Origin of the sequence: Lentzea kentuckyensis (assembly GCF_002150765.1) — a bacterium.
In the GTDB taxonomy this organism is placed as follows: domain Bacteria; phylum Actinomycetota; class Actinomycetes; order Mycobacteriales; family Pseudonocardiaceae; genus Lentzea; species Lentzea kentuckyensis.
This window is the reverse complement of record NZ_MUYM01000035.1, coordinates 38,620-58,008: the sequence shown is the minus strand read 5'-3', so window position 1 is coordinate 58,008 and position 19,389 is coordinate 38,620. Positions and strand designations below refer to the sequence as shown.

The window sequence follows — 19,389 nt, the reverse complement described above, 5'->3', positions numbered from 1 at the left end:
AATGAGTCACGTCGAAGCACTGCTGGGACGGAGCAACCGGCTGGGTGCCGACCCGCGCAACACCAACTACGCGGGCGGCAACACCTCCGCCAAGGGTGAGGAGCTCGACCCCGTCACCGGCCAGCCGGTGGAACTGGTGTGGGTCAAGGGTTCCGGCGGTGACCTGGGCACGTTGACCGAGGCCGGGCTCGCGGTGCTGCGGCTCGACCGGCTGCGCGCGTTGACGTCCGTGTATCCGGGGGTCGAGCGCGAGGACGAGATGGTCGCCGCGTTCGACTTCTGCCTGCACGGCAAGGGAGGCGCGGCGCCGTCCATCGACACGGCGATGCACGGTCTCGTGGACGCGGCGCACGTCGACCACCTGCATCCGGACGCGGGCATCGCGTTCGCGACGGCGGCGGACGGCGAGGCGCTGGTGAAGGCCTGCTTCGGCGACCGCGTCGCGTGGGTGCCGTGGCGGCGGCCCGGATTCCAGCTGGGCCTGGACATCGCGGCCATCAAGCGGGACAACCCGCAGGCCATCGGCGTGATCCTGGGCGGGCACGGCATCACCGCGTGGGGCGCGACGAGCGAGGAGTGCGAGGCCAACTCCCTCGACATCATCAACACCGCGCAGCGCTACCTCGACGAGCACGGCCGCGCCGAGCCGTTCGGCCCGGTGGTCCACGAGCCGCTGTCCCCGGAGGAACGCAGGCGGAAGGCCGCCGATCTCGCGCCGGTGATCCGCGGGCTGGCCTCCACGGACTCCCCGCAGGTCGGCCACTTCACCGACAGCGACGTCGTGCTGGACTTCCTGTCCCGTGAACGGCATCCCGAACTGGCCGCGCTCGGCACGTCCTGCCCCGATCACTTCCTGCGCACCAAGGTCCGGCCACTGGTGGTCGACCTGCCGCCCACCGCACCGCTCGAAGAAGTCGTGGCACGGCTGGAACAACTGCACGACTCCTACCGCGAGGACTACCAGAGCTACTACGAACGGCACGCCGAGCCGGACAGCCCGGCGATGCGCGGCGCGGACCCGGCCATCGTGCTGGTGCCGGGTGTCGGCATGTTCAGCTTCGGCAGGAACAAGCAGACCGCGCGCGTGGCCGGCGAGTTCTACGTCAACGCCATCAACGTGATGCGCGGCGCCGAGTCGATCTCCCGGTACGCGCCGATCGAGGAGCGCGAGAAGTTCCGCATCGAGTACTGGGCGCTCGAAGAGGCCAAGCTGCAGCGGATGCCGAAGCCCAAGCCGCTCGCCACCCGCGTGGCGCTCGTCACCGGTGGTGGCTCAGGCATCGGCAAGGCCATTGCGCGGCGGCTGGCCGCCGAGGGTGCCTGTGTGGTCGTCGCCGACCGCGACGCCGACGCCGCGCGTGAGGTCGCGGAAGGCATCGGCTCCACGGATGTCGCGGTGCCGGTGACCGTCGACGTCACCGACGCGGCAGGCATCGCGCGCGCGTTCGGTGAAGCCGCGCTCGCGTTCGGCGGCGTGGACCTGGTGGTCAACAACGCCGGTCTGTCGATCTCCAAGCCGCTCGCCGAGACCACCGAGGCGGACTGGGACCTGCAGCACGACGTGATGGCCAAGGGGTCGTTCCTGGTGGCGCAGCAGGCGGCGAAAGCCATGCGCGCTCAGAAGATGGGCGGCGACATCGTCTACATCTCCAGCAAGAACGCGGTCTTCGCAGGTCCCAACAACGTGGCGTACGGGTCCGCCAAGGCCGACCAGGCCCACCAGGTCCGGTTGCTCGCCGCCGAACTGGGTGAGGACGGCATCCGCGTCAACGGCATCAACCCGGACGGCGTGGTCCGCGGCTCCGGCATCTTCGCCGGCGGCTGGGGTGCCCAGCGCGCGGCCGTGTACGGCGTGCCGGAGGACAAGCTCGGCGAGTTCTACGCCCAGCGCACCCTGCTCAAGCGCGAGGTGCTGCCCGAGCACGTGGCAGCGGCGGTGTTCGTGCTGACCGCGGGAGATCTGTCGCTCACCACGGGCCTGCACGTGCCGGTCGACGCCGGTGTGGCCGCGGCGTTCCTGCGATGACGGCAACGGTCGCCGCCGTCGATCTCGGCGCGTCCAGCGGCCGCGTGGTGCGCGGGTTCGTCGGAGACGGCGATCTGCGAATCGAGGAGGTGCACCGGTTCCCCAACGGGCCGGTGCACCACGGCGACACGCTGCACTGGGACGTGCCCGGCCTCTACCGCGAGGTCCTCACGGGGCTCGGGCGGGCAGGGAAGATCGACAGCATCGGCATCGACAGCTGGGCGGTCGACTACGGCCTGCTCGACGCGCGGGGCACGTTGCTGGACGACCCGGTGCACTACCGCGACTCCCGCACCGACGGCATCACCCCCGCGGACGGGCTGTACCAGGTCAACGGGTTGCAGTTCCAGCCGTTCAACACGATGTTCCAGCTGATGGCGGAACCGCTGCTGCCCAGGGCGTCCCAGCTCCTGCTGATCCCCGACCTGCTCTCCTACTGGCTGACCGGGGAACGCGGCGCCGAGTACACCAACGCCACCACGACCGGGCTGATCGACGTCCGAACAGGACAGTGGTCGCCCGAGCTGACCCGGGACCTCCCGCCCGGCCTGCTGCCGGACCTGCGCCACCCCGGCGATCCAGCGGGCACGTACGAAGGCGTCCCGGTCACCGCGGTCGGCTCGCACGACACCGCGTCCGCCGTCGTCGCGGTGCCCGCCGACACCGACCGGTTCGCGTACATCTCCTGCGGCACCTGGTCGTTGGTCGGCGTCGAACTCGACGCGCCGGTGCTCACCGCGGAGAGCCAGGCCGCCAACTTCACCAACGAGGGTGGCGTGGACGGCACGATCCGCTACCTCCGCAACGTGATGGGCCTCTGGCTGTTGCAGGAATGCCTGCGCCGCTGGGACACCGGTCTCGAACCGTTGCTGCGGGAAGCCGCGCAAGCCAAGGGTTCGGTGTTCGACCCCAACGACCCGGTCTTCCTGCCGCCGGGCGACATGCCCGCGCGGATCCAGGAGCGGTGCGGGAGGGACATGACCAGGCCCGAGATCGTCCGGTCCGTTCTGGACAGTCTGGCGCTGGCGCACCGCGATGCCGTCGCGGACGCGCAACGGTTGTCCGGCAAGGAGGTCGAGGTCGTGCACATCGTCGGTGGCGGTTCGCACAACGAACTGCTGTGCCAGCTCACCGCGGACGCGTGCGGGCTGCCGGTGGTGGCAGGGCCAGCCGAGGCGACCGCGCTGGGGAACGTGCTGGTGCAGGCGCGTGCCGTGGGCGCGGTCCACGGCACGCTCGCCGACCTCAGGACGCTGGTGCGGGAGTCCCAGCCGCTGCGGCGGTATCTCCCCCGCTGAGGCTGGCCATGAACGGCGCTTTTGTGGACCTGGAGTCCACGAAAGCGCCGTTCATGGTCGGCGTCGGCGTTTCGCTCACGTCCCCCTTGAGTCACTGAGCAGGAGGTAGGCGCTGGCTGTCCAGGTGTAGGCACGGTCGCGCAGGCCCTGCCCGGTGAGCGCGTCGAAGTTCTCGGCGAACCCGGACTTCTCGCACGTCGCCCGGAATCGCGCGCTCACCTCGCCGGCCAGCTCCACCGCGCCACCCCGGCGCAGGCCGTCCTCGATCAGCACCGTGGCCGGGGCCCACACCGGGCCCCGCCAGTAGCCGTCGGCTTCGTAGTGAGGCGAGCTGGGCAGTTCCGTGGCCGGTCCTACCGACGTCAGGTGCTCGGCGACGCCTTCACAGAGCCGGTCGAAGATCTCCTTCGGCAGGTGTTCGCCCAGCACGACCGGCATGAGGTCGAGCAGGCTCGCGGTGGACCGCAACTCGCCCGAGACCACTCCCCTGCTGACGAACCTGTTGCCGTCCCACAGTTCCTCGAGCATCGCCTCCAGCATCGCGTCCGCGAGTTCGTTCCAGGGACTGCTGTCACCCAGTTCGGCGCCGAGCACGGCCAGTTCCTTCATCTGCAGCACCAGGAACGCCGCGAGGTCGGCCGACTCGACGAGGCGTTCCTCCCGGAACACCGTCGAGTTGTCCCAGCCGCTGTCGTTGCCGTGCTCGTAGTACGGCAGCCGCCTGCCCGGTGCCCGCCGGTGGTCGAGCCAGAACGACGTCCAGGCCGCGAGCTGCCGGTAGGCGAGTCCCGGGTCGGGCAGACCGCCGGGCAGCCGTTCGCGCAGGCGGCTGAGGGTCCAGCCGTGCACCGGCGGCTTCACGAAGTTGCGCAGCACCTCGGAGTGGGTGATCGAGTCGGGTAGCGCGCCCTGCGCGTCCTGGTGGTCGAACACCACCTGGAACTGGTGCCAGGCCAGCTCCGGCGCGCCGGGCGCGAGGGCCAGCGCGTTGAAGCAGTGGTCCCAGCTCCACACCTTGTTCATCCAGTGCTTCGACATCAGCACCGCCGGCCGGGTGACGAACCCCGCCGGTGCCACGGTGGCCGACCAGATCACGTAGCAGGCGAGCTCGGCGGCAGGAGCGCCCGACGGGGCCACCGCCTCGGCGAACCGGCCGAACTCGGCGCGTGCGGCACTCACCTCGTCGGCGAACGCGGTACCGCCGCCGAACGGCTTCTTCGCCGTGGTGAGCTCCTCGATCACCAGCTCCCACGGCTCCTCGCCCAGCACGACCGCCCGGTCCGCCGTCGCGAGACCCTCCGCGCCGACGTGCTCCGCGTGTCCGGAAAGGACGGTCACGCGGAAGCGGTGCCCGGTCTCGTACGAGGTGAACACCGCCCCGCCGGAGGGGTCGGCGAAGAAGTACGTGCCGGTGAACGGGGTCAGCGTCCGTTCGGCGGCGGCGACGCGAATCCCCAGGCCGTTGCCGGAGATCCGGAGCGTGCCGGGCGAGGAGTAGACGGCCTGGATGCGCGACTCGCCGCTGCGCCACGTGAGCACCGCCGGGTCGGCGATGATCTCGGTGGGCCGTGAGGGCACCAGGGACAGCACGGCGTGCATGCCGTTGCGGTGCGAGACCACGTGCACGTCCTGCGCGTACCTGGCCAGTCCCACCACCGGCGAGAGGCCGAACCACGCGCCGGAACGGCTGAACGGAATCTCTCGCACGGAGAACTCGGTGGACACAGGGGGTTCCTTTCAGTCCTTGACGGCACCCGAGGTGACGCCGGCGGCGACGTACCGCTGGGCCACCACGATGAGCACCGTCGCGGGCACGGACGCGACCACGGCGGTGGCCATGATCGAGTTCCACTCCTGGTTGTTGTTGCCGATGTAGCGGTAGATGCCGAGGGTGAGCGGTTGCAGCCGGCCGCCGGAGTCGAGCGTCGCGGCGAACAGGAAGTCCGACCACGCCCACAGGAACGAGAACAACGCGGCGGTGATCAGGCCGTTGCGGCTCGACGGCAGCACGATCGAGACGAACGACCGCCACGGCCCGGCACCGTCGATCCTGGCCGCCTGCAGCACCTCGTCGGGCACGGACGCCATGAACGAGGTGAGGATCAGCGTGGCGAACGGCACCGCGATGGTCGAGTCCGCGAGAACCAGTCCCCACACCGTGTTCGTGATGCCGAGCTTGACGTAGATGCCGTAGAAACCCAGCGCCATGATGATGCCCGGGATCATCTGCGCCACCAGCAGCAGGAAACTGAGCGTCTGCCGACCGGCGGGGCGGAGCTTGGCCAGCGAGTAGGCGGCGGGTGCCGCCAGGGCCAGTGTCAGCACGACGGTTCCCACCGCGACGAGCAGGCTGGTACCGAGGTACGGCACCTGCTCGCGCAGCACCCGCGCGTACCCCTCGGTGGTGGGGTTGACCGGGAACAGGCTGGGCGTCTTGCGCATGTCGCTCAGCGGCGTGAACGACACGTTGATCATCCAGTAGACCGGGAACAGCATCAGCGCGGTGAGCAGCACGCCGACCGGGGTGCGCCAGGACCTCATGCGAGCTCCTGCCTGCGCTGCGTCCGGATGTAGAGCAGTCCGGCCACCACGGCGATCAGGATCAGCACGTTGCCGACCGCGGCACTGGGCCCGAAGCGCGGCAGCATGTTGCCGAACCCCAGTTCGTACGACCAGGTCGCGAGCGTCGTGGACGAGCCGCTCGGCCCGCCCTTCGTCATGATCCAGATGACGTCGAACACCTTCAGCGTGTACACCAGCCCGAGCAGCAGGGTGATCGCCGAGACCGGGCGCAGCAGCGGGAACGTGACGTGCCAGAACGTCTGCCAGCCGCTCGCACCGTCCAAAGCGGACGCCTCGTAGACCTCGCGCGGGATGTTCTGCAGCCCGCTGTAGAGCACCACGAGGTTGAACGGGATGCCGATCCAGATGTTCGCGATCGTCACTGACACGAGCGACCACGCCGGCGAGGTCAGCCAGTTCACCGGGCTCAGTCCCACGACCTTCAGTGCCGTGTTGACCAGGCCCGACTCACTGTTGAGCAGCCACGCCCAGGTCGACGCCGAGACGATCAGCGGCAGCAGCCACGGCACGAGGAACAACGCCCGCAGCGTCGCCGACAACCGGAAGCCGCGCGCGAAGAACAGTGCCGCGGCCAGTCCGATCGTGTACTGGCAGAACAATGAAACGAGCGTGAACAGGACCGTGTTCAGCAACGCCGTGCGGAAGGTCGGGTCGCCGAACACCGTGGCGTAGTTGGCGAACCCGACCAACGGCGCACCGCCGTGGACGAACGAGCGGACGGTGTACCCGCGGATGCTCAGGTCGACGTTGGTGAACAACGGATAGGCGTAGCACACCGCCAGGTACGCCACGAGCGGGAGCAGGAACGCCCAGCCGGCGAGCCTCGAACGCACCGATACCTACTTCGCCGACGCCTGGGCGTCCCGCAACGCCGCTTCCGGCGCCTTGGCACCGGTGAGCGCGCCCTGCACGGCACCCCACAGCGGCTGCGAGATCTTCGGGTACTTCGTGCCGAGGTTGTCGCCGGTGCGTCCCTTGGCGTTCTTGACGGCCTCGACCCACACGGCGAGTTCCGGTTGTGCGGAGACCTGTTGCTGCTGAACGGAAGGCACCGCCGAGATGTAGGTCAGCGCGGTGTCGGAGGCCAGCACCTTGTCCGGGGCGGTGAGACAACTCGCGATCCGGCCGGCCTTCGTCTCGGTGTCCTTGTTGTTCTGCGCCGGGATGGTGACGAACTCACCGCCGGTCGGTGCGGGCGCGGTGCCGCCGGTGCGGCCGGGGATCGGGATGACGCCGTACTCGAAGCCGGCCTTCTTCGCGTTGGCCAGCTGCCAGGTGCCGTTCTCGGCGAACGCGTACTCGCCGGTCGCGAACTCCTGCCAGCTGGTCGTCTGGGTGTTGCCGACGACCGAGTTCGGCGCGTAACCGTTGTCCAGCCAGGACTTCCACAGCTCGAGCGCCGCCTTGCCGGACGGCAGGTCGGTGAGCGACCCGCTCGCGCCCCAGAACCACGGCAGGAACTGGAAGGTGCCCTCCTCCGTGCCGATGGCGGAGAACGTGATGCCCTTCTTGCCCGCGGCCTTCACCTTGGCCAGCGCCGCGTTCAGAGAGTCCCAGTCCTTGACGGCCGCCGGGTCGACGCCCGCGGCGGTCAGCACCGCCTTGTTGTAGTAGAGGGCCAGCGTGTTCGCACCGATCGGCGTGCCGTAGTGCTGGCCGTTCAGGGACCCGGCGGCGGCGAGGTTCGGCGAGACCTGCGACGCGTCGAGCCCCACCTCCTCGTTCGTCTTCAGCACCCCCGCCTCGGCCAGCGTGGACACGACGGGGTTGTCGAGCACCAGCACGTGCGGCGCGGTGCCCTGTTGCGCGGCGAGCAGGACCTTGCTGGTCAGGTCGGTGGTGTCGTAGGCCTGGCGCTGGATCTTCACGCCGGCCTCCGTCCCGCACTTGTCGATCGTCTTCGCCCACTCGGACTCGGCGGTGAACTGCGGGTACGGGTCCCAGACGGAGAAGGTGTCCGGCGTCGCGGTGGTGGTCGGCGCGGACGAGCAGGCCGCCACGAACGCGACCAGGCCGAACGTGGCCAGCAGTCTGGTGGGGAGAGATCCGGGAGACATGGGGGTCCTTCCTTGCGGCTGCGCTGACGGCAAGAGGTCGAACCGGTTCGACTTCTGGAAGTGGGCGTCAACGTAATAGCCGTTCTGGTGTCTTGCAAGAGGGAAAGTTCTACGATGACGCGCAGTCGAACCGGTTCTCAGGAAGTAGCCGGGGACGGGAAGTGCGCATGAACATCGGAGAGATCGCCAAGCGGGCCGGGGTGTCCCGGAGCACCGTGTCGTACGCGTTGAGCGGGAAGCGGCCGGTGTCCACGGCGACCGCCCAGCGGATCAACGACGTCATCGCCGAGCTCGGCTACCGGCCCAACGCCAGCGCCCGCGCGCTCGCCGAGGGACGTACCCGCACGTTGGGCCTGGTGATACCGCCCGCGAGTGCCCGGCTCACCGACGTTCAGCTGGCGTTCGTCGCCAGCGTCGTGGAGGCGGCCGCCACGCACGACCACGACGTGCTGCTGTCCCCCAGCGGCGGAGACCACGACCGGTCGTTCGAGCGGATCGTCACCGGCCGCCGCGTCGACGGCGTGATCCTGATGGAGATCCTTCTGCAGGACCCCAGGGTCGACCGGCTGAACAGCGCCGAGCTGCCGTTCGTCACGATCGGCCACGTCGAGGACCCGGCCGCCTCGTGGTGGATCGACGTCGACTACGCCGGGCTGATCACCCGCTGCGTGCGCCACCTCGCCGACCTCGGCCACTCCGACGTCGTGCTGATCAACCGCTCCGACGAGCTGGTCGCGGCGGGCTACGGCCCGGCCCTGCGCGCGACGACGGCGTTCGCCGAGACCGCCGAGGAGTGCGGCATCACGGCGCACACGGTGTGCTGCGCGGACGAGCCGGCCGCGGGCATGGCGTGCGTCGAGGAGATCAGGGCCCGCTGGCCGGAGGTCACGGCAGCGGTGACGATCAACGAGGCCGCGCTGCCCGGTGTGCAACGCGCCCTGCACCGCGCCGGGCTCGACGTGCCGCGGGACTTCTCACTGACCGGCGTGATCGCCGACCGGTTCGCCGAGGACTTCCACCCACCACTGACCGCCGCGGACGTTCCCGCTGGTGAGATGGCCCGGCTCGCCGTCGACCTGCTGCTGGAGCAGATCGGCGACCCGTCGGCGGCGCCGCGGCACAGCATGCTCGCACCGCCGATCACGCTGCGTTCGAGCACCGGAGCGCGCCGCAGGGGCTAACGACTCGAACCGGTTCGATACGGGAAATCCTTGCTTTCGCGGATTGCTGACGCGTAACTTCTCGATCTGATCGAACCGGTTCGAGTCACCGTGTCCCCGTCTCGTTCGGAGTCCCCATGGTTCAACGAGGAACTGTGCTCGCGCTCGCCGCGACGCTCGTCTCGGCCGCTTTGCTCCCCATGACCACGAGTGCCGCCGCCACCAGCACGCTCACCGTCGACCTCGCCGCGAGCACCGGTGCGTTCCACGGCGGCGCGGCGGGTTCGCTCTACGGCGTGTACGGCCCCGGCGTGCCGAGCAACGCGGCACTCGCCGGGTTCTACCCGAAGACGCTCGCCACCAAGGCCCAGGACGGCCCCCAGCACCCCGGCGCGGACGCGCTCGAGGTAGCCGGTCCGTGGGTGGCCAACGGCGGCGGTGACGTCTACATCTACATGACGGACATCTACCGGGGCTTTCCCTACCAGCGCGCGCAGGGCCAGGCCGGCCGGGACGACTTCCGCGCCAAGGTCGAGTCGCAGGTGCGTCAGGTGCTCAGCTCCGGCCAGCGCGACCACATCGTCTACGTGCCGTTCAACGAACCCGAGGGCAACTGGTACGGCACCGGCCAGTACAGCTACAACAACATCAGCTGGCTGAACGACCCGAAGTACTTCTTCGAGGAGTACAAGCAGATCCACGACCTCATCAAGAGCCTGGACCCGAAGGCCCGCATCGCCGGTCCGAACACCTCACTGCTCTACGACCAGGTCAAGGGCTTCCTGCAGTACTGCAAGGCGAACAACTGCCTGCCAGAGGTGACGACCTGGCACGAGCTGTCGTCACCGGACGTCGTGCGCAAGAGCGTGGCTAAGTACCGCGGCTGGGAACGCGAACTCGGCATCGCCCCGCTGCCGATCAACATCGACGAGTACGCCTACCGCTACCACCTCTCCGTGCCCGGCCAGATGATCCAGTGGATGTCCGCGATCGAGGAGTCCAAAGTAGACGCCGACCTGGCGTACTGGAACATCGACGGCAACCTCAACGACTCGACCGTCGAGGCCAACAAGGGCAACGGCCAGTGGTGGCTGTTCAACGCCTACGGCCAGATGACCGGTGACACGGTGCGCGTGACTCCGCCCTCGCCGGGCCAGCAGTACACGTTGCAGGGCATCGCCACACTCGACAAGGACAAGCGCCAGTCGCGCACCATCTTCGGCGGCGCGAACGGAGCAGCCGACGTCAAGTTCACCAACGTGGACCGGGAGGTGTTCGGCAGCACGGTGCACGCCAGCGTGCGCGAGATCCCGTGGACCGGCCAGGTCGGCGACTCCCCCGAACCCCGCCCGTTGCTGGACACCAGGCTCGCGGTCGCGGCCGACGGCAGCGTGGTGCTCCCCTTCACCGGCCTCAAGGAGATGTCGGCGTACCAGGTGATCCTCAGCCCTGGCGCCAGCGGCACCACCAGCGCGGTTTCCGTGCCGTGGAGCGGCACCTACGAGGCCGAGAACGCCCGGCACACCGGCACCGGCTGGAGCCTCAACGGCCCGGAAGGCAGCCCGCAGAACGTCAGCAAGTTCGCCACCTCCGGCAACTACAACGTCGGTGGCCTGCGCACCGGCTCGAACGTCGTGCTGTCGTTCGACGTCGACGTGCCGCGCACCGGTGTCTACGACATGAGCGTCTTCTCCAGCACGCACAACAAGTACGCCAGCGTGGTGCAGCAGGGCCCGACCAACGTCTTCATGCGCATTGACGGCGAACGGCCGCAGGAGCTGCGTCTGCCGGTGTCGTACGAGTGGGTGGTGTGGGACCACACCGACACGCGCGTACAACTTGCCGCGGGCAAGCACACCATCACGCTCGCCGCGTCCGACCCGCAGCTCGGCACCACCCGTGGTGACGCGATCATCGACAAGATCGACCTCACCGCGGTCGACGCGAACACCGACGGTCGGTCGATCTACGAGGCCGAGTACGCCGATCTCGACAAGGCCAAGATCCAGTACGACGTCCAGAACGCGTCAGGTCCCGGTGTCGCCAGGCTCGGCTCTGGACAGTCGGCGACGTTCTGGGTCCACGCCGGCCGCGACGGCTACTCGACCGTGTCCTTCGACCACACCGGCGGCGGTCTCGCGTCGGTGCGGCTGAACGGACGCAACGTCGACGGACTTGCCGTCGGCGCGCAGAACGGGACCCTGTCCGTGCCGCTGTTCCTGTCGGCCGGCATCAACCAGCTCCAGGTCACCGGCACCGTGGGCGGTCTGCGGCTCGACCGCGTGCGCACCTCTCCTGCCTTGCAACCCGCACCGGCGAAGGTGGAGGCGGAGAGCGGCACGGTGACCGGCGCGGCCAGCGTCAGCACCGCCTTCCCGTTCGCCTCCGGCGGCGTGGTGACCGGTGTCGGCGACGGCCCCGCCAACGCGCTGACGCTCAAGGTCAACGCCACGCGGTCGGGACAGCACCTGCTCGTGGTCCGGTACGCCAACGCGCAGGAGTCCATTCCCACCCACTACAACCCCGACCCGGTGGCCCGGCACGCGGACGTGTCGGTGAACGGGATGCCGCCGAACCGGGTCGACTTCCCCACCACGTTCCACGCCAACCAGTTCCGCGACCTGGCCGTGCCCGTGTGGCTGACCGCAGGGGCGAACACGATCAAGTTCACCTCGAAGGAACTGCCGAACTGGGACGGAAAGACGTACAACGAGTACGGCCAACGCTCGAAGTTCGCCCCCGAAATCGACTACGTGACGGTCGCACCGCTGTCCGCGCGCTAAGCAACTGGCCAGAAGTCCTGTCCGAAACCGCGTGGCCTCCGTTGGTGCCATGAGCCCTGCAGGGACCCTGTTGGCTGATCGCGCTCGACCCGGAGCTGGAGCCGGGGTTGTTCAGCATGTCCGAGTGTGCCCGCTGTGCTGAGGTTGATGAAAGCTCCCCTCATCAACGTCCAGCGGACAGATGGGCACCGCCCGGTATGTCCGATCCCCGCCCGCGCCACATGAAGATGCACATCTGCTTGCCGCCGAGTCGACCATGACCGCGATACGACGCTCAACCTGGTCGCCGTGCGCCGGACCGGCGTGCCTGGCGTGATTGCCCTGTTGGTTGTAGGTAAGTGCCTGTTGATGTTGAGTTGGTGGTACTTGCAGACGCCATCAACGCAAGGTGGGGGTGTGCTCGATCGGGTTACGGACACAACTTCTGGCAGCCTGCTTAGGGCCTGTCCCTAGATGTTTCGGAAAAGGATTCGAAACCGTCAGCGATTGACGCTCATTCGCACGCCCTCCTAGGTTGATCTTTCGGTTCCTTTTGCCGAAAGGGCGTGGAAGATGCGCAGGCGCTTGTTCCTCGGTCTGGCCGCCACCGGCGTGCTCACCCCGGCTGTCGCGCAAGCCAGAACTCCGGCGCGAATCGGCTGGGTGAACACCTGGACGTCCATGCCACAGCTGACCGAGCCGAACAACATGCCGCCTCCGCCCTTCACCCAGGACGGTCTGGTGCTGGCCGACGCCACACTGCGCCAGACCGTCCGGGTCACCACCGGCGGACGGCGGATGCGGTTGCGCTTCTCCAACGCGTTCGGCGGCGCGGTGCTGCCGATCACCGCGGTCACCGTCGCACTCCCCCAAGGCGGCCGTGCGGGCGTCAGCGCGATCCAACCGGCCACGCTGCGCCGGGTCACGTTCTCCGGAAGGTCCTCAGTGGACGTTCCGGTCGGCGCGCTCGTCGTCTCCGACCCGCTGGACTTCCCGCTGACACCGGGAACGATCCTCACCGTGACCACCTACCTGGCCCGCGGGCAGGCGTCCAACCAGATCACCTCGCACCCCGGTTCCCGCACCACGTCCCACCTGCTGGCGGGCAACCACGCCGACGCCGCGGACCTGACCGGCGCCACGCCCGTCGACCACTGGTACTTCCTCAGCGGCATCGAGGTGTGGTCGGCCGTGCCGGCCCTCGTCGTCATCGGTGACTCGCTGAGCGACGGCCGGGGCTCCACCACCAACGGCAACAACCGCTGGCCCGACCAGCTGGCCGATCGGTTGCAGGGCCGTGTCGCCGTGCTGAACCAGGCCGCGGGCGGCAACCGCGTCATGAACGACGGCCTCGGGCCCAGCGTGCTGGCCCGCCTCGACCGCGATCTGCTGGCGCAGAGCGGGGTCCGGTGGCTGATCCTGCTCGAGGGCGTCAACGACATCGGCACGGCCGCCACGACCGAGGCCGCCCAGAAGCAGGTGGCGGACGACCTGATCGCGGCTTACCAGCAGATCGTCGAGCGAGCCCACGCCCACGACATCAAGGTGTACGGCGGGACGATCCTGCCGTACGGCGGCAGCTTCTACGACGAGGGCTTCCGCGAGGAGGCCCGGCAGACCGTGAACCGCTGGATCCGCACCAGCCGCCGGTTCGACGCCGTCATCGACTTCGACGCCGCCGTCCGCGACCCGGCAGCCCCGCGGCAACTGCTGCCGGTCGCGGACGTCGGCGACCACCTGCACCTCAACCCCACCGGCTACCGCATGCTCGCCGAGGCGGTGCCGCTCAAGCTCTTCCGGTGAACGTCCACCGCCCGTGCGGCACCGACTTCACCCCCGCACCGGGCACGTGCACCTGGGCGGTGGACCCCACCGGCACGTCGACGGTCAGCCGCACCACGCCGTCGACCTTGGCCCACGCCACCCCGATGCGGCCGCGCACGCTCTCGAACTCCAGCCGGGCCCAGGACAACCCCGCGGTGACCTGGGGCCGCACGGTGAACGTCCGGTAGCCCGCGTCGCCCGGCACCAGTCCGGCGACGTGCTCGTACAACCATTGCGCCACAGTGCCTTTGAAGTAGTGGTTGCGGGAACGGGTGCCGGTGTCCCACATCTCCCACATGGTGTCGGCGCCGTTGGAGAACCAGTGGCCCCAGCTCGGGTACGACCGCTCGGTGGCCATGGCGTACGCGACGTCGGCATGTCCGTTGTCGCTCAACGCCTTCAGCAGCACGCTTGCGCCGAGGCAGCCGACGTTGACGTGGTTGCCGTTGGCCTTCACCTCGGCCGCGAGCCGGTCCGCGACGGCCTGGACGGATCCGGCGGGCACCATGCCGAACGCCAGCGGGATGGCGTTGGACGTCTGCCGGTAGCCGTCGTCCTTGGCCGTGCGGTAGTAGCCGTCCAGGAACGCCTTGTTGAAGGCTGCCAGCAGGTTCGTGGCGACCTCGCGGTAGCGCGGAACCGGTTTGCCGATCACGTCACCGAGTTCGGCGGTGTGCAGCAGCGCGCGGTAGAGATAGGCCGTGGCGGTGAGCCGGGTGTCTTCGGGCGGGATCCCGCCGGAGTTGGGCGGCAGGAAGTCGCCGAGGGCGGTGACGGCAAGACCGTCCCGGAGCCTGGCGATCTCCCAGTCCAGGTACCGGGTGAGCACCGGCCAGTGCTGGGCGGGTAGCCGGTCGTCGCCGTAGATCCGGTACATCTCCCGCAGCACGAACGGATACACGGTCGTCCACTCGGGCGCGGGTGCGAGTTCTCGATAGCCCCAGCCACCGCTCGGCACGATGACCGGCAGCTGGCCTGCCTGGTCCTGGCTGTCCGCGAGGTCGCCGAGCCACTTGGTGAAGAACTTGGCCATGCCGAACTCGGTCAACATCGACGGCGCGCCGACCTGGGCGTCGCCCGTCCAGCCGTTCTTCTCGTACGTCGGAGTGTCGGTGGGGATGCCGTGCAGGTTGTTGAGGACGGTCCGGCGCATCGCCGCGTCGTACTGCTCGAACAACGGCTCGGAGCAGCGGAAGGTGCTCGCCGTCGACACGTCCGAATGCACGACCCTGCCGACCAGTCGTGGCGCCGCGGTCAGGCCGGTGACCTCGACGTAGCGGAAACCCTTGTAGGAGAACTTCGGTTCCCACGTCCCGTCGCCGCCCGCGCTGATGTACTCGTCGAGTTGGATTCGGCCGCCGGTCACGTGCCCGTTCTCCATGTGCACGGTGCCGTCGGAGTTCAGCGTTTCGCCGTGCTTGAGGCGCACCAACGTGCCGGCGGGCGCGTTCACGGTGAGCTGCGTCCACCCCGACATCGTGCGGCCCATGTCGGCGACGAACACGCCGGGCTTCGGTGAGGTGATGGTCGGCGTGACCGACTCGACCACGCGGATCGGTTCGTGTTCCTGGGCTTTCAGCGTGCCCTTCGGAGCGGGCCAGACCGGCGCGGTCTGCCACCTGGAGTCGTCGAAGCCCGGTTTCGTCCAGTCGCGCGGGGCGAGCCGGGCGTCGTACGTCTCGCCGGTGTAGAGCGAGTTCGACACCGTGGGACCGTCGGTCAGCCGCCACGACTCGTCGGAGTTGATCGTCGTGCGGGTGCCGTCCGGGTGGTCGATCTCCAGCTGCGCCAGCAGTTTCGGCTCGTCGTGCCACGGCGGTTGCTCCCAGCGCCACACGTTCGGCGTCTTCATGCCGTAGAAGCCGCGGCCGAGCGTCACACCGATCGCGTTGCGGCCGCGGCGAACCAGGCCGGTCACGTCGTGGGTCGCGTACAGCACGGTGTTGTCGTAGTCGGTGAAACCGGGGTCGAGCACGCGGTCGCCGACGCGGCGGCCGTTGACCTCGGTCTCGTGGTAGGCCAGCCCGCTGACGTAGAGCCGGGCCTGGCTGACCGGCTTGCCGATCGTGAACTCCTTGCGCAGCAACGGCGCCGGTTGCTCGCGGACTGTCACGTTCGATCCCCACGGCCCCTGCCCATAGGGGTCGAGCACCGTCGCGGGCGTCCACGCCGAGTCGTTGAAGTCCGGCGTCTGCCAGCCGGGTTGCTCGGTGTCGGCCACCTTCCAGCCCGGCCCGGTGACGATCTCCTGCTGACCGCCCGGCAGGTCGACCAGCAGGCGCAGCAGGAATCCCGCCGGTCCCGGCGATCTGTTGGTTGCGCGTGCGGCCAGCACGATTCGATTGCCCACCAGACGGGTCACGTCAGCGCGTTGCCCGACCTTCCACACGTCGACCTGTTCCGGCACGTGCACCGTCTCAGATCCGTTGACGTACAAGATGAAGTCGTCGTCCGCGGTGGCGACGAGCCGGGCGCGCACCGCGTCCGCCGGCAGGTCGACCGTCGTGCGGAACCACCGGCTCTCCGGCGGCGTCGTGGCCGACCAGATCCACGAGGCACCGGCGAAACCGATCGACGTGTCCGGTGCGCCGATCCACCGCGCCTGCCAGGGCGTGCCCAGCAACGCGGTCTCCCACCAGCTGTTCGTGCTCCAGTCCGACGACCGGCCCGCGCCGTCCCACACCCGGACACGCCAGTGGTAGCGCGTGCGCGGCCGCAACTCCTTGCCGGCGAACGGAATCCCCGTGGTGCGGTCGGACTTCACCCGGCCGGAGCTCCACACGTCCGCCCGTCCGGGCGCGGTGCCCACCTCCACCTGATAGGCCGTCTGACGTGCGCCGGTACCACCCGCCGCGAGCACCCAGCCCAGCCGTGGCGCGGTCACGTCGGTGCCCAGCAACGTCTCCGCGTACTCGACCGTGGTGCGCACCACCCGCAACCCGCTCGCTCGCTCCTCCGTCGCCCCCGCCACCCCTACCGGCAGCGCCGTCGCTGACAGCCCGACCGCCGATGTCTTCAGGAACACCCGTCGCCGCACGTCGTCTCCACCTTCGTCGCTGGATGAAACGTTTCAATTCCTGAGGCGACAGCAAGCGTGTTGGGCACACCAAGGCACGTCAAGACCTACAACACAAGCCTGTCCACAACCGGACAGCGATTTGAAACGCTTCAATCCCACTCGCGCCCTGCTGCTGATGGCGTCTGCAAGTACCACCAACCCAACATCAACAGGCGCACAACTACACCCAACCTGTTCGTCGATTGCCGAACAGGTTGGGTGTAGTTGAAGGCGGTTTGATCATGAGTTGGTGGTACTTGCAGACGCCGAAGAGCGAGCGGGTGGGTCAGCGGGCGTGGGTGGGGTCGGTGAAGATGATGTGCTGGTCGGGCCGGGCGTCGTTGAGCGCCCAGAGCGCGATCCCGTTGGTGGCGAGAACGACCGCGGTGGCCAGTGCCGCGACGATCAGCCGGCGGCGGCGTTCCTTGCGGCGCCACCGGGAGCGCACCTCGCGGTAGGCATCGGGCGACACCGTCACCTCGGAGGCGACGCCGCGCAGGGCTGCTTCGAGCCGTTGCTCGCTAGTCGTCATCCTGCGCCTCCAGCGTCTTGCCCAGTTTCGCCATGCCGCGCGCGGTGTGCGCCTTGACCGCGCCGGCGCTGATGCCCATCGCCTCGGCGATCTCGGCCTCCTTCAGCCCCAGCCAGTATCTCAGCACCAGCGCCTCGCGCTGCCGTTCCGGCAGGTCGCGCAACGCCGCCACCAACGCGCGCTGGTCGTCGCGCACCATGGCCTGGGACTCGGCGGACGCCACGTCCTCCCGCACCCACTCGACGTGCTTGCGCACGACCTGCAGGTGCCGGACGCGCATCCGGACCCGGTTCACGATGACCGCACGCAAATAGGGTAGCGCCGCCTGCTCCGAGCGCAGTCGCTTCCAGCCCCGGTGCAGCTCGCAGAACGCGTCGGCCACCACGTCCTCGGCGTCGGACTCCGCCCCGAGCAGGGTGGCGAGCCGCACCAGTTCGAGGTGGTGCCGGTGGAACAGGCCGGCCAGCGCGGCCTCCCGGTCGGCGTCACGGGCGGCGAGCGCCTCGACGGTGTCCGGCAGGTCGTCGCTCACCGCCGCCACACCGCGCTCACCGCGAACGCGACCGCCAGGTTCGCCGCGAGGGCGATCACCGCCGCGTAGATCTGGAACCCGCCGACGACCACGACCGACGAGAACCCGCCGGAGGTCACCAGGAGGGTGCCCGTCAGCATCCCGACCGCCCAGCCCACCAGCATGCCCGCGGGCGACAGCCTCCGCGTCAACGCGCCGAGCACCACCGCGGGGAACGTCTGCAGCACCCACACCCCGCCGAGCAGCTGCAGGTTGATCGTGTCCTGCGCGGCGAGCAGCAGCGCGAACCCGAGTGCGCCGAACTTCACCAGCAACGACACGAACCGCGCGATCGACGTCTGCTGCTTCGGAGTCGTGTTCGGGTTCACGTACTCCACGTAGACGTTGCGGGTGAACAACATCGCCGCGGCGACCGACATGATCGACGCCGGCACGAGCGCACCGATCGCCAGCGCGCCGAAGACCGCGCCCGCCGCCCAGCCCGGCATGAGCTGTGTGATCATCGTCGGCACGGCCAGCTCGGCCCTGCCCTGCGCGACGACCACCCCCAGCGCGTGCGCGGCCACCCCGAGCAACGCGAACAGGCCGAGCAACGCCGTCCAGCCCAGCAGTGCCACGGAGTTGCGCCGCAGCACCTGCTCACCGCGCGCGGCGAACGCCGCCGTCAGCACGTGCGGGTACATCAGCAACGCCAGCGCGGAGCCGACCGCGAGGGTCACGTACGCGGTCGACAGGCCGGGATCGAGGTGCGTGGTGACCACCCCGCCGTCGACGCCCGCCGACACCAGGTCCGGCGGACCGGTCGACCGCCTCTCCGCCTCGGCGAACAGGCGGTCGGGCGGCCCCAGCAGCACCATGATCACGACGATCGCCGCGAACACCAGCACGCCCTTGAGGAACCCGATCACCGCCGCCGCGCGCAGTCCGTTGCGGTACGTGGCCACCGCCAGCACCGCGAACACCACGCCGAGGATCACGTCACCGGTCACGCCCGCCGGGTAGACGCCGAGGACGGTCAGCACCGTGCGGATCCCCAGCAGTTGCAGGGCCACGTACGGCATGGTCACGAGAATCCCCGTCAACGCCACGGCGAGCGCCAGGCCGGGCGAGTCGTACCGCACCCGCACCACGTCCGCGATCGTGACCGCGCCGACGTCGCGTGCCTCCCGCCACAGCCTGGGCAGCAGCCAGAACGCCAGCGGGTACACGATGATCGTGTACGGCAGCGCGAAGAACCCGATCGCGCCCTCGGCGTAGACCACGCCCGGCACGGCGACGAACGTGTACGCCGTGTAGATCGTGCCGCCCATCAGGAACCAGGTGGTGATGGTGCCGAACCGGCGCCCCGCCACCGCCCAGTCCGTCGGCGTCGGCAGCACGTCGGCGCGGTAGAAGCGGCGGGCCGCCACCGCCACCGCGGAGGTCAGCACGAGCACGGCCGCGAACGTCAGCAGCGCGGGCACGTCGACTCCGGTCACGACTCGTCCTCCTCGTCGGGCACCGGCGCAACATACGCGACGAAAAAAGTCCGCGTCCCGGTAAACCGAACGCGTCACT

Annotated in this window: 13 protein-coding genes; 5 read left to right on the top strand and 8 right to left on the bottom strand. The window is 69.2% G+C overall.

All coding sequences use genetic code 11. From position 1 onward, the window contains the following. The first annotated feature begins 1 nt into the window (after position 1). Both B0F77_RS18115 and B0F77_RS18110 read left to right on the top strand, forming a co-directional pair. Positions 2 to 2,026: a bifunctional aldolase/short-chain dehydrogenase gene (locus B0F77_RS18115; RefSeq protein WP_086664094.1), complete on the top strand. Its 2,025-nt coding sequence runs from the start codon at positions 2 to 4 to the stop codon at positions 2,024 to 2,026. Then, the gene (locus B0F77_RS18110) at positions 2,023 to 3,324 is read left to right on the top strand and encodes a rhamnulokinase (protein ID WP_086664093.1); all 1,302 of its coding nucleotides are present in this window, start codon (positions 2,023 to 2,025) and stop codon (positions 3,322 to 3,324) included. Before B0F77_RS18115 ends, B0F77_RS18110 begins: the two co-directional genes overlap by 4 nt. 75 nt (positions 3,325 to 3,399) lie before the next feature. Here B0F77_RS18110 and B0F77_RS18105 read toward each other — a convergent pair whose 3' ends face one another. Genes B0F77_RS18105 through B0F77_RS18090 form a run of 4 tightly spaced genes read right to left on the bottom strand, consistent with a single transcriptional unit; the run spans position 3,400 to position 7,964 of the window. Beyond that, positions 3,400 to 5,049: an amylo-alpha-1,6-glucosidase gene (locus tag B0F77_RS18105; protein WP_086664092.1), complete on the bottom strand. Its 1,650-nt coding sequence runs from the start codon at positions 5,047 to 5,049 to the stop codon at positions 3,400 to 3,402. A 12-nt stretch (positions 5,050 to 5,061) separates the two neighbouring features. Then, positions 5,062 to 5,865 (bottom strand): carbohydrate ABC transporter permease, encoded by an 804-nt coding sequence (locus B0F77_RS18100; protein WP_086664091.1) that lies wholly within the window; start codon positions 5,863 to 5,865, stop codon positions 5,062 to 5,064. Beyond that, a complete protein-coding gene (locus tag B0F77_RS18095) occupies positions 5,862 to 6,740 on the bottom strand; it encodes a carbohydrate ABC transporter permease (RefSeq protein WP_086664090.1) in 879 nt (292 codons plus the stop codon). Before B0F77_RS18095 ends, B0F77_RS18100 begins: the two co-directional genes overlap by 4 nt. A gap of 6 nt (positions 6,741 to 6,746) precedes the next feature. Beyond that, the gene (locus B0F77_RS18090) at positions 6,747 to 7,964 is read right to left on the bottom strand and encodes a sugar ABC transporter substrate-binding protein (RefSeq protein ID WP_086664089.1); all 1,218 of its coding nucleotides are present in this window, start codon (positions 7,962 to 7,964) and stop codon (positions 6,747 to 6,749) included. A 167-nt stretch (positions 7,965 to 8,131) separates the two neighbouring features. Between B0F77_RS18090 and B0F77_RS18085 the strand changes: the two genes are divergently transcribed. The 3 genes from B0F77_RS18085 (at position 8,132) to B0F77_RS18075 (ending at position 13,689) form a co-directional block, all read left to right on the top strand. Continuing rightward, positions 8,132 to 9,145: a LacI family DNA-binding transcriptional regulator gene (locus B0F77_RS18085; RefSeq protein WP_086664088.1), complete on the top strand. Its 1,014-nt coding sequence runs from the start codon at positions 8,132 to 8,134 to the stop codon at positions 9,143 to 9,145. Positions 9,146 to 9,261: 116 nt separating this feature from the next. After that, a complete protein-coding gene (locus B0F77_RS18080) occupies positions 9,262 to 11,907 on the top strand; it encodes a carbohydrate-binding protein (RefSeq protein WP_211293852.1) in 2,646 nt (881 codons plus the stop codon). Between the two features lie 552 nt (positions 11,908 to 12,459). Then, positions 12,460 to 13,689 carry an SGNH/GDSL hydrolase family protein gene (locus tag B0F77_RS18075; protein WP_086664087.1) on the top strand — a complete coding sequence of 410 codons (1,230 nt, stop codon included), beginning with the start codon at positions 12,460 to 12,462 and terminating at the stop codon, positions 13,687 to 13,689. On the opposite strand, the gene B0F77_RS18070 is transcribed toward B0F77_RS18075, so the two are convergent. The 4 genes from B0F77_RS18070 to B0F77_RS18055 form a co-directional block, all read right to left on the bottom strand. Beyond that, on the bottom strand, positions 13,673 to 16,747 hold the full coding sequence (locus tag B0F77_RS18070; protein ID WP_086664086.1) for a family 78 glycoside hydrolase catalytic domain: 3,075 nt from the start codon (positions 16,745 to 16,747) through the stop codon (positions 13,673 to 13,675). The genes B0F77_RS18075 and B0F77_RS18070 overlap by 17 nt on opposite strands. A 307-nt stretch (positions 16,748 to 17,054) precedes the next feature. Continuing rightward, positions 17,055 to 17,300, bottom strand: a complete 246-nt coding sequence (locus B0F77_RS18065; protein ID WP_086664085.1) for a hypothetical protein — start codon at positions 17,298 to 17,300, stop codon at positions 17,055 to 17,057. Continuing rightward, positions 17,290 to 17,832 (bottom strand): RNA polymerase sigma factor, encoded by a 543-nt coding sequence (locus tag B0F77_RS18060; protein ID WP_211293851.1) that lies wholly within the window; start codon positions 17,830 to 17,832, stop codon positions 17,290 to 17,292. Before B0F77_RS18060 ends, B0F77_RS18065 begins: the two co-directional genes overlap by 11 nt. Beyond that, a complete protein-coding gene (locus B0F77_RS18055) occupies positions 17,829 to 19,310 on the bottom strand; it encodes a sodium:solute symporter family protein (protein ID WP_086664083.1) in 1,482 nt (493 codons plus the stop codon). Before B0F77_RS18055 ends, B0F77_RS18060 begins: the two co-directional genes overlap by 4 nt. Between the last annotated feature and the right edge of the window lie 79 nt (positions 19,311 to 19,389).

What these genes read in the sequence shown, in the direction of transcription:
- B0F77_RS18115 (WP_086664094.1), top strand. Translation starts at nt 2, where the DNA reads ATGAGTCACGTCGAAGCACTGCTGGGACGGAGCAACCGGCTGGGTGCC.
- B0F77_RS18110 (WP_086664093.1), top strand. Translation starts at nt 2,023, where the DNA reads ATGACGGCAACGGTCGCCGCCGTCGATCTCGGCGCGTCCAGCGGCCGC.
- B0F77_RS18100 (WP_086664091.1), bottom strand. Translation starts at nt 5,865, where the DNA reads ATGAGGTCCTGGCGCACCCCGGTCGGCGTGCTGCTCACCGCGCTGATG.
- B0F77_RS18090 (WP_086664089.1), bottom strand. Translation starts at nt 7,964, where the DNA reads ATGTCTCCCGGATCTCTCCCCACCAGACTGCTGGCCACGTTCGGCCTG.
- B0F77_RS18085 (WP_086664088.1), top strand. Translation starts at nt 8,132, where the DNA reads ATGAACATCGGAGAGATCGCCAAGCGGGCCGGGGTGTCCCGGAGCACC.
- B0F77_RS18080 (WP_211293852.1), top strand. Translation starts at nt 9,262, where the DNA reads ATGGTTCAACGAGGAACTGTGCTCGCGCTCGCCGCGACGCTCGTCTCG.
- B0F77_RS18075 (WP_086664087.1), top strand. Translation starts at nt 12,460, where the DNA reads ATGCGCAGGCGCTTGTTCCTCGGTCTGGCCGCCACCGGCGTGCTCACC.
- B0F77_RS18065 (WP_086664085.1), bottom strand. Translation starts at nt 17,300, where the DNA reads ATGACGACTAGCGAGCAACGGCTCGAAGCAGCCCTGCGCGGCGTCGCC.